At 64.7% G+C, this 12688-nt stretch carries 13 protein-coding genes; 12 read left to right on the top strand and 1 reads right to left on the bottom strand.

Going from position 1 to position 12688, the window contains the following annotated elements:
- Window positions 1-218: 218 nt before the first annotated feature.
- The 12 genes from rpsD (at window position 219) to nusB (ending at window position 11367) form a co-directional block, all read left to right on the top strand.
- Window positions 219-845, top strand: coding sequence for a 30S ribosomal protein S4 (gene rpsD, locus IV498_RS06020; RefSeq protein ID WP_269045662.1), 627 nt, complete (start codon window positions 219-221; stop codon window positions 843-845).
- 182 nt (window positions 846-1027) lie between these two features.
- Window positions 1028-1405 carry a DUF948 domain-containing protein gene (locus IV498_RS06015; protein ID WP_269045661.1) on the top strand — a complete coding sequence of 126 codons (378 nt, stop codon included), beginning with the start codon at window positions 1028-1030 and terminating at the stop codon, window positions 1403-1405.
- A 45-nt stretch (window positions 1406-1450) separates the two neighbouring features.
- Entirely contained in the window at window positions 1451-1705 is a 255-nt protein-coding gene (locus IV498_RS06010) for a DUF6167 family protein (RefSeq protein ID WP_269045660.1), read from the top strand.
- A 161-nt stretch (window positions 1706-1866) separates the two neighbouring features.
- Window positions 1867-4548, top strand: coding sequence for an alanine--tRNA ligase (alaS, locus tag IV498_RS06005; protein ID WP_269045659.1), 2682 nt, complete (start codon window positions 1867-1869; stop codon window positions 4546-4548).
- Window positions 4549-4558: 10 nt separating this feature from the next.
- Window positions 4559-5134 (top strand): Holliday junction resolvase RuvX, encoded by a 576-nt coding sequence (gene ruvX / locus IV498_RS06000; protein WP_269045658.1) that lies wholly within the window; start codon window positions 4559-4561, stop codon window positions 5132-5134.
- Complete coding sequence (gene mltG, locus IV498_RS05995; RefSeq protein ID WP_269045657.1) at window positions 5131-6327, top strand: endolytic transglycosylase MltG; 1197 nt, start codon at window positions 5131-5133, stop codon at window positions 6325-6327. The genes ruvX and mltG overlap by 4 nt, the downstream gene beginning before the upstream one ends.
- Entirely contained in the window at window positions 6328-7245 is a 918-nt protein-coding gene (locus IV498_RS05990) for a shikimate dehydrogenase family protein (RefSeq protein ID WP_269045656.1), read from the top strand.
- A 32-nt stretch (window positions 7246-7277) separates the two neighbouring features.
- Complete coding sequence (gene aroC / locus IV498_RS05985; RefSeq protein ID WP_269045655.1) at window positions 7278-8477, top strand: chorismate synthase; 1200 nt, start codon at window positions 7278-7280, stop codon at window positions 8475-8477.
- Window positions 8474-9154 carry a shikimate kinase gene (locus IV498_RS05980; RefSeq protein WP_269045654.1) on the top strand — a complete coding sequence of 227 codons (681 nt, stop codon included), beginning with the start codon at window positions 8474-8476 and terminating at the stop codon, window positions 9152-9154. Before aroC ends, IV498_RS05980 begins: the two co-directional genes overlap by 4 nt.
- Window positions 9151-10242, top strand: coding sequence for a 3-dehydroquinate synthase (aroB, locus tag IV498_RS05975; RefSeq protein WP_269045653.1), 1092 nt, complete (start codon window positions 9151-9153; stop codon window positions 10240-10242). The genes IV498_RS05980 and aroB overlap by 4 nt, the downstream gene beginning before the upstream one ends.
- Window positions 10243-10366: 124 nt before the next feature.
- Window positions 10367-10930: an elongation factor P gene (gene efp / locus IV498_RS05970; protein ID WP_269045652.1), complete on the top strand. Its 564-nt coding sequence runs from the start codon at window positions 10367-10369 to the stop codon at window positions 10928-10930.
- Window positions 10930-11367 carry a transcription antitermination factor NusB gene (gene nusB, locus IV498_RS05965; RefSeq protein ID WP_269045651.1) on the top strand — a complete coding sequence of 146 codons (438 nt, stop codon included), beginning with the start codon at window positions 10930-10932 and terminating at the stop codon, window positions 11365-11367. Before efp ends, nusB begins: the two co-directional genes overlap by 1 nt.
- A gap of 10 nt (window positions 11368-11377) precedes the next feature.
- On the opposite strand, the gene IV498_RS05960 is transcribed toward nusB, so the two are convergent.
- Entirely contained in the window at window positions 11378-12670 is a 1293-nt protein-coding gene (locus IV498_RS05960) for a PrsW family intramembrane metalloprotease (RefSeq protein WP_269045650.1), read from the bottom strand.
- Between the last annotated feature and the right edge of the window lie 18 nt (window positions 12671-12688).

The raw sequence follows: 12688 nt of genomic DNA, 5'->3' as shown, positions 1-12688 counted from the left end.
CGCATCCTGGAGTATTTGTGAAACAGGTATGCCCAGCGGTTGCAGCGACGGGCGGCGGTAGCCCTAACTCTCCATGATGGAGGCCAGGAACATAACCTAAGCATTGATCCATTTCCAGCACCTCATTCTGTTCAGTACCGGCATGCGTGTCGTTAGCGGAGCGGAAGTGCCGGTTTCGGTGTCAGCGAGCTTTACCGCATGAATATTGGAAGGACAACGTGGCTAACAACACACGTGCCCGCCGCCAGGGACGCCTCTCACGGGCGCTTGGCATTGCTCTGACTCCCAAGGCCGCCAAATACCTCGAGCGCCGTCCGTACGGCCCGGGCGAGCATGGTCGTGCCCGCAAGAAGCAGGACAGCGACTACGCGGTGCGTTTGCGCGAAAAGCAGCGTCTGCGCGCCCAGTACGGCATCCGCGAAGCACAGATGACCCGTGTCTTCGAGGAAGCCCGCCGCACCAAGGGCCTGACCGGTGAAAACCTGGTTGAGCTGCTGGAAATGCGTCTGGATGCCCTGGTGCTGCGTTCGGGTTTTGCCCGTACGATCGCCCAAGCCCGCCAACTGGTAGTGCACCGCCACATCATGGTGGATGGCGCCCGCGTGGACCGTCCGTCGTTCCGTGTTGCCGAAGGCCAGCTGGTGCATGTGCACCCGCGCAGCGAGACCATGGTCCCGCTGCAGGTTGCTGCTGCAGGTGCACACCGCGACGTGCTGCCCGCCGTTCCCGCCTACCTTGATGTCAAGCTGGAAGGCCTCCAGGCGCGCCTGGTCCGCCGTCCGAAGCGCTCCGAGGTCCCCGTGACCTGCGAAGAGCAGCTCGTCGTCGAGTTCTACGCCCGCTAGATCCCTTAGCGCGTCAGTGGCCGCGGCATTGTCCGCGGCTACCGAAGACGAATACAAAGCAGCCCGTGGCAAGCGCCGCGGGCTGCTTTGTAGGTAAGGTACATCAAGGAGCAGTAGAAGAATTCGTTAGTGTCATTCGTGAGTGTCAAGAGACCAAGCCAAGAGAAAAGAGGCGGCCCCCTATGTCCGGTGGAGATATTGCAGGCCTGATTGCGGCGGGCGTATTCGCCGTTCTGGTAGCCATCCTGGCGGTACCCGTGATGAAGCTCGGAGCGGTCTTTGATGAACTGCGCCGCACCATCGCGTCGATCGGCGAGGGCACCACGCCCCTGATCGACGAGGTCACCGCCACGGTCTCTACGACCAATCAGCAGCTGAAGAAGGTCGACGGCATTTCCAACAATGTCTCCGACGCCACGGCGAACATTTCGGCCCTCTCCTCTCTGGTCGCGGCAACCGTCGGTTCCCCGCTGATCAGGGTCGCGGCCTTTTCCTACGGCGTTCGCTCCGCGTTCACCGGCCGCCGCAGCACCAGGTCCCGCCATTCACGCAGCCGCTAGGTCCAGCCGCAGCATATCCGGCCGCACTAAAGGAGTTTCAAGCGCATGAAGAAGATTTTCTGGTTAGGCATTGGCATTGCCGTCGGTGCCATCGCCGTCCGTAAGGTGTCGCGCGCGCGGGCCGCCCTGGGCCCGGAGGGCCTCAACCGTGCGGTTGGCCGGCTCAGCGACAGTATCCACAGCTTCGCCGACGCGGTCCGCGACGGCATGGACGAGCGCGAACATGACCTCCGGGCGGCCCTAGGTGTGGACGCCGGCGGAGCCGCCGGCAGCGACACCCTCCGCGCCGGCGGGCGCTAGATCCGGCTCCGCTAAATCCCGCTGGCGCTGAATCCGGCCGCCGCCAGATCCGGCCAGCGCCAAATCCGGCGGCGCCAGATCTGTCCGCCGCTAAATCCGGCCAGCGCTAAATCCCGCAGCCGCTAATTCAAGAGTTCGCAGACGAAGGGTCCAGTTCCAAAATGAAGTCGCACGAGATTGCACAACGCTGGGTCGAGTTCTTCACCAGCAAGGGCCATACCACCGTTCCCTCGGCTTCGCTGGTTTCCTCCGACCCTTCGCTGCTCTTCACCGTCGCCGGCATGGTGCCCTTCATCCCCTACCTCACCGCCCGCGAGGAGGCACCGTACCTCCGCGCCACGAGTGTGCAGAAATGCATCCGTACCGGGGATATCGAAGAAGTGGGCAAGACGGCGCGGCACGGGACGTTCTTCCAGATGTGCGGCAACTTCTCCTTTGGCGACTATTTCAAGGCTGAAGCGATCGGCTTTGCCTGGGAACTGCTGACCAGCAGTGTGCAGGACGGCGGCTATGGCCTGCCGAAGGAACGTCTCTGGGTCACCGTCTCTCAGGACGACGACGACGCGGCCCGGCTTTGGCGCGACATCGCCAAGCTGCCGCAGGAGCGGATCCAGCGGATGGGCATGAAGGACAACTACTGGTCCACCGGCCAGCCCGGCCCCGCCGGGCCGTGCTCGGAGATCTATTATGACCGGGGGCCGGCCTACGGCAAGGACGGCGGCCCGGCGGTCGACGACACGCGGTTCATTGAGATCTGGAATTTGGTCTTCATGCAGTACCAGCGCGGCGAGGGCATCGGCAAGGACAATTTCGAGATCCTGGGCGAACTGCCCAAAAAGAACATTGATACCGGCCTGGGGCTGGAACGCCTGGCGCTGATCCTGCAGGGCGTGGAGAACTTCTACGAAACCGACCAGGTACGCCCGGTGCTGGACGTGGCCGCCCGGCTCTCCGGCAAGGAATACACCAGCGCGGAGACCGCCGATGACCCGCACCACACGGACGACGTGCGGATGCGGGTGGTGGCCGACCATATCCGCTCGGCCCTGATGCTGATCGCTGATGGCGTTTCACCGACTAATGAGGGCCGCGGCTATGTGCTGCGCCGGCTGATCCGCCGGGCAGTGCGGGCCATGCGTCTGCTGGGCGTGGAGCGGCCCTGCCTGCCAGAGCTGCTGCCCGCCTCGCGGGACGCCATGAAGGGCGCGTACCCGCAGGTGGAGACCGATTTCGAGCGGATCAGCCGCATCGCCTATGCGGAGGAAAAGGCCTTCCTGCGCACCATTGCCAGCGGAACAGCGCGCTTGGAGGACGCCGTCGTCGAGTCCAAGGCCGCCGGCCGTCCGCTCTCCGGAGCCGACGCCTTCGCCCTGCACGACACCTACGGTTTTCCGATCGACCTGACGCTTGAAATGGCCGATGAGGCAGGCCTGGCCGTGGACGAAACAGCGTTTCGTGCGTTGATGCTTGAACAGCGCCAGCGGGCACAGGCCGACGCGCGCGAAAAGAAAACCGGGCATGCGGACCTGGGCGTTTTCCACGAACTCCTCAGCCAAGGCGCCACCGTATTTACCGGCTATGACGACCTGGATGGCCAATCCCGGGTCCGCGGAATTCTTTCCGGCGGTCAGCGGGTTGAGCGGGCCGCCGCCGGCAGTGAAGTCGAGCTGGTGCTGGCCGAGACGCCCTTCTACGCAGAGGCCGGCGGCCAGGCCGCGGACACCGGGCTTATCACCGGCGACGGATTTGTGCTGGAAGTCCTGGACGTCCAGCGCCCGGTCAAGGGTCTGAGCGTGCACAAGGCGATAGTGCGTGAGGGGGAACTGGGCGCCGATGCGCTGGTCAAAGCCTCGGTGGACCGGGAGCGCCGGCACGCCGCCGAGCAGGCGCATACCGGAACGCACATAGTGCACGCTGCCCTGCACCAGATTCTTGGTCCGGAAGCCCTGCAGCGCGGTTCATTCAACAAGGCCGGTTACCTGCGGTTTGACTTCGCCTGGGGTGAAGGACTGAGCACCGCGACCCGGTCGGAAATCGAAGAAGTTTCCAACATCGCCATCCGGAACAACTACCGCGTGGACACCAAGGTGATGGGCCTCGCTGACGCGAAAGCCCTTGGCGCGATGGCACTGTTCGGTGAAAACTACGGCAATGAAGTGCGCGTGGTGGAGATAGACGGTGCCTGGTCACGGGAGCTGTGCGGCGGTACCCACGTAGCGAACACCTCGCTGATCGGCAGCCTCACGCTGCTTGGAGAACAGTCTGTCGGCTCTGGCAACCGCCGGGTGGAAGCCTTTGTGGGCATGGACGCCTTTCGCCATTTGGCCGCCGAACGCGCCCTGGTGACCGAGTTGACCGATCTGCTCAAAGTACCCTCCAACCAGCTGCAGGAGCGGGTGGCAGCCACGTTGGCGAAGCTGCGCACCGCGGAGAAGGAGCTGGACCGGCTGCGCAAGGAGCAACTGGCCGCCACAGCCGGCAACCTGCTGGCCACGGCCCGCGATTATGCCGGCGTCAGGGTGATAGCCCACGACGCCGGGCCGATCAATGCTGCCGAGGACCTGCGGTCGCTGGCGATGGACCTGCGCAGCCGGTTGGGCGGTGCGGCGTCCACCGTCGCGGTGACGGGCACGGCGAACGGACGGCCGATGGTCCTGGTGGCAACCAACGAGGCCGCGCGCGCGGCGGGTGTGCGCGCCGGGGCCCTGGTCAAGCTGGCCGCCGGAATTCTCGGCGGAGGCGGAGGCGGTAAAGATGACGTGGCCCAGGGCGGCGGTTCGGACGCGGGCAAGATTCCGGCTGCGCTGACCGCAATCGTTGACGCCATCGCCCAGCGCGGCTAGAACCCCAGCCATGACGGAAGGAGCGCTCCAGCGCGGTGTCAAACTCGGCGTGGACGTTGGCACCGTCCGCGTCGGCGTGGCATGCTGCGACCCGGACGGAATCCTCGCCACTCCGGTCCGGACCCTCAGCCGGGATGCCAAAAAAAATTCCGACATCCGGGTGCTCCTGCGCGAAGTCCGGGAACGAGGTGCCGTCGCGGTCTACGTCGGATTACCGCGGACCCTCAAGGGTACCGAAACAGCCTCCGCGCAGATGGCACGGTCCTATGCAGAGCTGCTGGTACAGGCCCTCTCCGCTGCCGAGCTGGCGGTCCCGGTGCGCTTGGTGGACGAGCGGCTGAGCAGCGTGACCGCCCACCAGCAGCTGCACTCCGCTGGCGTGGGAAGCCGGGACCACCGTAAAATAGTTGATCAGGTGGCGGCCGCAGGAATTTTGCAGCACGCCCTCGATATGGAGAAATCCCGCAGCAGACCCGCGGGTTCTCTGGTCCGGATGCCTGACGCGACGGGGCACGTTGAACGGCAGTCAACAGATAAGGAAGACGTCATCAAAGCCGTTAACGATGAACGGGGACCATCCCTGTGAGCTCGATTTTCCCCGACCATCCCTCCCCGGACCAGGACTTCGCGGCCGAGGAACCCGACCCCGGCGAGGGTGAACACCCCATCTTCGCCGACCAGGACTCCCCCCACCGCCGGCGGATGCGAAAGTCCTCCTCCCGGGTTCGCCGCCGCCGCCGGGCTGTGGTGCTGACGCTGGTGACAGCCTTTTTCGTGGTGGTTGTGGTACTGGCCTTCCAATTCATCCGGCCCTTACTTACACCGCAGGCCGCCAAGGACTATGCCGGCCCCGGCCACGGCTCGGTCAATTTCACCGTTGACCCCGGTTCGAGCGGCAGGACAGTCGCTGTCGGGCTGGTTAAGGCGGACATCGTGGCCAGCGACGGTGCCTTCCTCAGTGCTCTCGCTGCGGTCAATGGCGACACCGCACTTCAGCCGGGCATGTTCGAGATGAAACTGCAGATGAAGGCCTCCGATGCGGTATCCATCCTGGTGAGCCCGGACAAAAAGGTCCATTATGCCGCCATTGCGCAAAATCTGCGCGAACCCGAGGTGCTTGCCCTGCTGGCGAAATCCACCGGGATAGCGGAAAAGCAGTTTGCCGCGCTGGCCAAGGACCCGCGGTCCTTCGGGCTCCCGGCAGCCGCGAAGAACCTGGAAGGTTACCTGGCCCCGGGGGAGTACCGCTTTCCGGTGGACATGACCGCACGCGAAATTCTGGCCCAGCTGGTGAAGACCACCAAGGACCAGCTTGTTCAGACGGGGGTCACCGCGCCGGCGGAGCAATATCGGGTGCTGACCATCGCCAGCATCATCGAAGCCGAGGGGAACGAGGCGAATTACGCCTTGATTTCCGGAGCAATCGACAATCGGCTCAACCATCCGAACAAGGAAACCGGCGGCAGGCTCGAATCCGACGCAACAGTGGCCTATGGTCTGGGAATCAAAACCTACAACCTGACGGCCGCGCAGAAAAAAGACGCGTCCAACCCCTACAACACGTTCGCTCATCCGGGTTTGCCGGTGGGCCCGATCGGCTCGCCGAAGGAAAAGGCCATCCAGGCGGCGGCCCATCCCAAGGCGAACCCTTACTACTTCTGGGTGACAGTGAACTTGGACACCGGGGAAACGCTGTACGCCAAGACCTATGCCCAACACCTGAAAAACGTCCAGAAGTACCAGGCGTGGTGCAAGGCCAACACCGGCAAGTGCAAATAGGTGAACCTGCCCTCTGACTGGATCCCGAAGGCTGGGAACAGGCCGCGGCGGCTCGCGGCCGTCCTTGGTCATCCAATATCCCATTCCAGATCCCCCGCTTTGCATGCGGCGGCCTACCGCCAACTGGGACTGGATATTGGCTACTATGCCGCCGATATCCAGGAGGCCGAACTGCCCCGGTTCGTCGAGGCCCTCCGGTTGGACCAGGACTGGCTGGGATTGTCCGTGACGATGCCGCTGAAGTCCGCCATGGTGCCGCTGCTGGACCGGCTAAAGGGCGAAGCTGCACGGCTGGGAGTGGTTAACACCGTCACCTTCGACTATTCCGACCCGGGTCAGCCCCGGCTGACCGGGCACAATTCCGACGTCGTCGGCCTGGTCAGGGCGCTGCAATACGCCGGCGTGCGGCAACGTCCTGCCGTTGCGCTGCTGGGGGGCGGCGGAACGGCCGTTGCCGCCGTGGCCGCCGCGGCGGAACTGGGCGCCGCAGCGGTGGACATTTTCGTCCGCAGCGGGGCCCGGGCGAGTCCGACAGCAAAGGCGGCGACCACCGTCGGCCTGCCGCATCGGTTCCGCCCCTGGTCCGAGGCGGCAGGAGCCTTGGCCGGATACGACCTTGTCATCTCAACGCTCCCGCCGCACGCGGCCGATGAACTGGCGCGCGAACTCAACACTGCTCCGGCCGCCGCTCGAGCGGACCGGGACTCGCCGCGGCTGTTGCTGGATGTGGCCTACGATCCGTGGCCCAGTGCGTTGGCCGCCGGCTGGGAATCGACTGGCGGGACCACCGTGTCCGGATTGGAAATGCTGTTGTATCAGGCGGTGGAACAGGTGCGCCTGTTCACCGCAGATCGTTATGAGCTCTCCCCGGCAGTGATCAACGTCATGTGTGACGCGGTCGGCCTGCCTCAACGCTAGCCGCGGCCACTGGGCATGGCAGGATGGAAGCTATGTTGCGTTGGCTGACCGCCGGAGAGTCCCATGGGCCGGCTTTAGTGGGAATAATCGAAGGCGTTCCGGCCGGGATCGAACTGACCAGTTCGATGATCGCCGATGCGCTGGCCCGCCGCCGCTTGGGATACGGCCGCGGCGCCCGGATGAAATTTGAGCAGGACCAGGTCAGTATCCTCGGCGGCGTCCGGCATGGAAAGACCCAGGGCGGCCCCGTGGCGATCCAGATCGGCAATACCGAGTGGCCCAAATGGGAGCAGATCATGTCCGCGGATCCGGTGGACCCGGCCGTCCTGGCGGAGTCCGGACGTAACGCACCGCTGACCCGGCCCCGACCCGGGCACGCAGATTTCACTGGCATGCAGAAGTATGGTTTCGATGAAGCACGCCCGGTGCTGGAGCGCGCCAGCGCCCGGGAAACGGCCACCCGGGTGGCCCTGGGCACTGTCGCCGCCGCACTGCTGCGTGCCCTCGGCATTGAGTTGGTAAGCCACACCGTGGCCATTGCCGGGGTGGCCGTTCCGGAAGCCAGCACGCTGCCCGGCCCGGCTGATGTCCCGGCGCTGGATGCGGACCCGCTGCGCTGCTTTGATTCGGCCACCTCGCAGGCCATGGTGGCCGAAGTGGACGCGGCCCACAAGGAGGGTGAAACCCTGGGTGGCGTCGTGGAGGTCCTGGCCTACGGTTTGCCGCCTGGGCTGGGCAGCTACGTGCATTGGGACCGTCGCCTCGATGCCAGGCTGGCGGGAGCCCTGATGGGCATCCAAGCCATCAAGGGCGTGGAGGTAGGGGACGGCTTCAGCACCGCCGCCCGGCGCGGCTCGCAGGCGCACGATGAAATTGTCAAGGACGATGCCGGCGTCATCGGCCGCACCAGTAACCGCGCCGGTGGGATTGAGGGCGGCATGAGCATCGGTGATCTACTGCGCGTGCGGGCAGCCATGAAGCCCATAGCCACCGTTCCGCGGGCCCTGAGGACCGTGGACGTGGCAACCGGAGAGCCGGCCAAGGCCCATCATCAGCGCTCCGATGTCTGCGCCGTCCCGGCCGCCGGCGTAGTCGCGGAGGCGATGGTCGCGCTGGTGCTTGCCGAGGCTGTCACGGAAAAATTCGGCGGGGACTCTATTTCGGAAACCGCCCGCAACCTTCAGTCCTACCTGGCGAACATTCCGCAGGCGCTGGACTCGCTGGGCCGATGACGCCCGGGGCGCCCATTGGCCCGGACGGTGCATTGTTCCGGCGCCACATCGTGCTCATCGGTGCCATGGCCGTAGGGAAGTCCGCGATCGGCCAGGAGCTGGCCCGGGCGCTGCAGCGGGAGTTCGTGGACACGGATCAGCTGATCGTCAGCAAGCACGGATCCATTGCGCAGATTTTTGCCGGCCGGGGCGAACTGTTCTTCCGGGAAGTGGAAGCGAAAATGGTGGCCGCCGCACTGGAGGCCACGACCCAGCGGCCCCGGGTGATCTCCCTCGGCGGGGGAGCGGTGCTCGATTCCGGCACGCAGCAGCTGCTGGCGGGGGCGTGGGTGGTTCATTTGGATGCGGATCTGGATACCGTGCGCGAGCGGATCCGCCGCAACAGTGGCAGGCCCCTGCTCACCGGAGATCCGATGCAGCGCTGGGAGCAGATGTCCCGGACGCGGTTGCCGGTCTACCAGCGGCTGGCGGATGCCACGTTGGACGTCAGGCACGGCTCCGTGCCTGAGCTGGCCGCGGCGCTGGTCCGGTTGATGCCAGCGGAGTCAGCGGCTCCCGGCCCGGACCCGCGCCGGTCGCCCGGCCACCCGAGCGCGCGGAACGCGCTGCGCGCTTCAGGATCAGATTCCACGTCAGATGCAGGACCAGAGGCAGTACCGGAGGATGGACAACAGTGACCACGGCATCGACAATCATTGCGGTGAGCGGAAGCGCACCCTCGGACAATTACGACGTCGTCGTCGGTAACGGCCTGCTGCCCCAACTTCCGGCATTGCTGGGGGAGCGGGTGCGCCGGGTGCTGGTGATCCACCCGCGCGCCCTGCGGCTCACCGGCGACACGGTCCGGGACGAGCTTGCCGAAGCCGGCTTCACCGCGCTGACGGCGGAAATTCCCGATGCCGAGGAGGGTAAGCACATCCAGGTGGCGGCATTCTGTTGGCAGGTGCTGGGGCAAAACGACTTCACCCGATCGGATGCGATCGTGGCGGTAGGCGGCGGCGCGGTTACTGACGTCGCCGGCTTCGTCGCCGCGACCTGGCTGCGCGGCGTTAAAGTTATTCATCTGCCCACCAGCCTGCTGGGCATGGTGGACGCCGCCGTTGGCGGAAAGACCGGAATCAACACCGCCGAGGGCAAGAACCTGGTGGGTGCCTTCCATCCGCCGGCGGCCGTGCTGGTGGATCTGGATACGCTGGCGACCCTGCCTCCAAATGAACTGATTTCCGGCATGGCCGAGGTGGTGAAGTGCGGGTTCGTGGCCGATCCGGCCATCCTGGAGCTGGTCGAGAAGAACCCGGAGGCGGTCCGGGATCCGGCGTCGGCCGTACTGCGCGAGCTGATCGAGCGCGCCATCGCCGTCAAGGCAGAGGTGGTCTCCGCCGACCTGATGGAGGAAGGCCGACGCGAAATCCTCAACTACGGCCATACCCTCGGCCATGCCCTCGAGCTGGTTGAGCGGTACTCCTGGCGTCATGGCGCGGCCGTTTCGGTGGGCATGATGTTTGCCGCCGAGCTGGCCCGCAGCGTCGGGCGCCTCTCCGATGAGGTCGCCGACCGGCACCGCACCATTCTGGCAGGGCTTGGTCTGCCAGTCACCTATCGGCGGGACCGTTGGCAAGGTCTCTTGGACGGCATGCGCCGGGACAAGAAGGCCAGAGGGGACCTGCTGCGCTTTGTGGTGCTCGACGACGTCGCCCGGCCCAGGATTCTCGACGTTCCGGACACGTCGCTGCTTTTTGCCGCGTATCAGGAAATTGCATCCTGATCTGAGGGCTTCAGGTAGAATAGTCAATGGATTTTTGATAACACTTCCCGCATGGTTTCCGCACGGCCCGGAAAGGCAGCGCGGAGGGTCAGCGGGACAATAGCCGGCAACAGAGAGAGACGCAGTGGCAACCACTAACGATATTAAGAACGGCACGGTCCTGAAGCTGGAGGGGCAGCTTTGGAACGTCATTGAGTTCCAGCACGTCAAACCGGGCAAGGGCGGAGCCTTTGTGCGCACCAAGATGCGCAACGTCATGTCCGGCAAGGTGGTCGACAAGACGTTCAATGCCGGCCTCAAGATCGAGACGGCTACGGTGGACCGCCGCGACTATCAGTACCTGTACCAGGATGGTGCGGACTTCGTCTTCATGGACACCCAGGACTACGACCAGATCACCGTTATGGGAGAGACCGTCGGAGACGCCACGAATTTCATGCTGGAAAACCAGATGGTCAACATTGCCATTCATGAAGGTGCACCGCTGTACATCGAACTGCCGCCCTCAGTGACGCTGCAGATCACCTACACCGAGCCGGGCCTGCAGGGCGACAGGTCCTCCGCAGGAACCAAACCCGCCACGCTGGAGACCGGCTACGAAATTCAGGTTCCGTTGTTCATCGAGAACAACACCAAGGTCAAGGTGGACACCCGCGACGGCAGCTACCTGGGACGTGTCAACGACTAGTGGCTGCAAAAGATTTCCCGAAGCCCAATTCGGCCAGAAGTAAGGCACGCCGTCGGGCCTTGGACATCCTTTTCGAATCGGAACAGCGTGCGGTTTCCGCTGCCGGAGCCATCCAGCAGCGGCGCGAGAGCACCGACCAGATCATCAACAGCTACACCGTCGATATTGTCGAAGGGGTCTGCGAACTCCAGGAAACGATCGATGAGTTCCTGCAGACCTACTCCCAGGGCTGGACGCTGGATCGGATGCCCTCGGTGGATCGGATTATCCTGCGGATCGGCAGCTGGGAACTGCTGTACAACGACGACGTTCCGGACGGCGTTGCGGTCAGTGAGGCCGTCGAGCTGGCCAAGACCCTGTCCACCGATGAGTCACCGCAGTTCATCAATGGCCTGCTCGGACGGCTGCAGCAGCTTAAACCAACCCTGCTGGCCTAGAACCTCTGCTTTAGGAGCGCGGCGTTGCGGAGTTCCTCCGCAGCGCCGCGCTGCGCTGTAGCCCCGCGCGGGCCGCGGCCAGCTGATGCAGCAGGGCAAGTTCATCCTGCTGCAGCTGCAGCGACTGCGGGCGAAAAAGGATGCGCTGGCGAGTGAACGCCAGTCTGGTTGCCAGCGCAATGAAATCCCTCATGGCCTTCTTCGCGCCGAACGAGCCCGCCCAAGCCAGGGCCCGCCGTCGTCCGCCCGCCGTCCCCAGCATCAGTGCCTCCTCCGCCACGAACCAGCCGGGCCCCACGTAGTCAGCCAGCCGCCGGCGGGTCAGTCGCGTCTCCGATATCCCCAGCAGCAGCACGCCAGTGGCGAAGAGCAAGAAGACCGGAACCTGCAGCAACGCGTAGGCGGCAAAGAAGTTGCTGCTGATCAGCGAACTGCTGTTCCAGAGTGCATGCAGGCCCATCGCCGGAATCAGGCCGGCCAGCCAGGAAAGCAGAGCCAGTGCCGTGCTGCCCCGGCGCGCGGCGTAGCCGAGGATGGCGCCCATGGTGGCCGTAAACATTACGTGTGCGAAGGGGGACATCAGTCCCCGCACCAAAAAAGTGGCGAACAGCTCGCGTCCCACTTCATGTGTCTGTGCCATCGCGGAGCCGAAGTAAAGGATGTTCTCGGTGAAGGCGAAGCCCGCTCCAACCATGCCGCCATAAATCACGCCGTCCAGGGGACCGTCAAACGTACGCCGGCGCAGCAGAAAGATCAGCAGGACACCCGTTCCTTTGCACAGCTCCTCCACCAGCGGAGCCTGCAGGATCGAACTGACCGTATCCGGATCGCCGATGAATGTGTTGGCCATCAGGACGGGCTTCACCCAACCGCCTAGCACCAGGGCCGCCGCGACGGACATGCCGGCACCCCAACAGAAGGCGAAGAGGACAGCGGTTTTGGGCTCCGGCTCCCAGCGGTCGATGCGAAACAGCGTGAGCAGGCAAATGCCCAGCGGGACAAGTGCCAAGGCTCCGCAGATCAGAAAGACGCCAGGGCCCAGCGTGCCGGCAAAAAACGCAAGGGTACCGGCCGTGATCAGCACCAGCACGCAGGACAGGACGATGTTGATGACCCGGAACCGGACGCTGCCCGACCGGGCCGGGGGCCGGTTCCAACTTACTGGCGTTAGTGGCGCTAGAACCGCTGGCTCAAAGGTGCGCGGGGAGACCGGGGGTGCCTCGGATGCCTGCGTATAGTTGGGACGGGCCGGTACTTGTCCCGTTGATTCGGAGGCATCCCGCCTGGCACCGGACTCGCTCATGCCTAAACCATAGCTTCA

This window comes from Paenarthrobacter sp. Z7-10, from assembly GCF_026932795.1.
Classification (GTDB): Bacteria; Actinomycetota; Actinomycetes; order Actinomycetales; family Micrococcaceae; genus Arthrobacter_M.
The sequence above is the reverse complement of the archived record's forward strand: the minus strand, read 5'-3'. Positions and strand labels throughout refer to the sequence as shown.

Coding starts and splice junctions, on each gene's coding strand:
- IV498_RS06015 (WP_269045661.1), top strand. CDS start 1,028: ATGTCCGGTGGAGATATTGCAGGCCTGATTGCGGCGGGCGTATTCGCC.
- IV498_RS06010 (WP_269045660.1), top strand. CDS start 1,451: ATGAAGAAGATTTTCTGGTTAGGCATTGGCATTGCCGTCGGTGCCATC.
- alaS (WP_269045659.1), top strand. CDS start 1,867: ATGAAGTCGCACGAGATTGCACAACGCTGGGTCGAGTTCTTCACCAGC.
- ruvX (WP_269045658.1), top strand. CDS start 4,559: ATGACGGAAGGAGCGCTCCAGCGCGGTGTCAAACTCGGCGTGGACGTT.
- aroC (WP_269045655.1), top strand. CDS start 7,278: ATGTTGCGTTGGCTGACCGCCGGAGAGTCCCATGGGCCGGCTTTAGTG.
- IV498_RS05980 (WP_269045654.1), top strand. CDS start 8,474: ATGACGCCCGGGGCGCCCATTGGCCCGGACGGTGCATTGTTCCGGCGC.
- IV498_RS05960 (WP_269045650.1), bottom strand. CDS start 12,670: ATGAGCGAGTCCGGTGCCAGGCGGGATGCCTCCGAATCAACGGGACAA.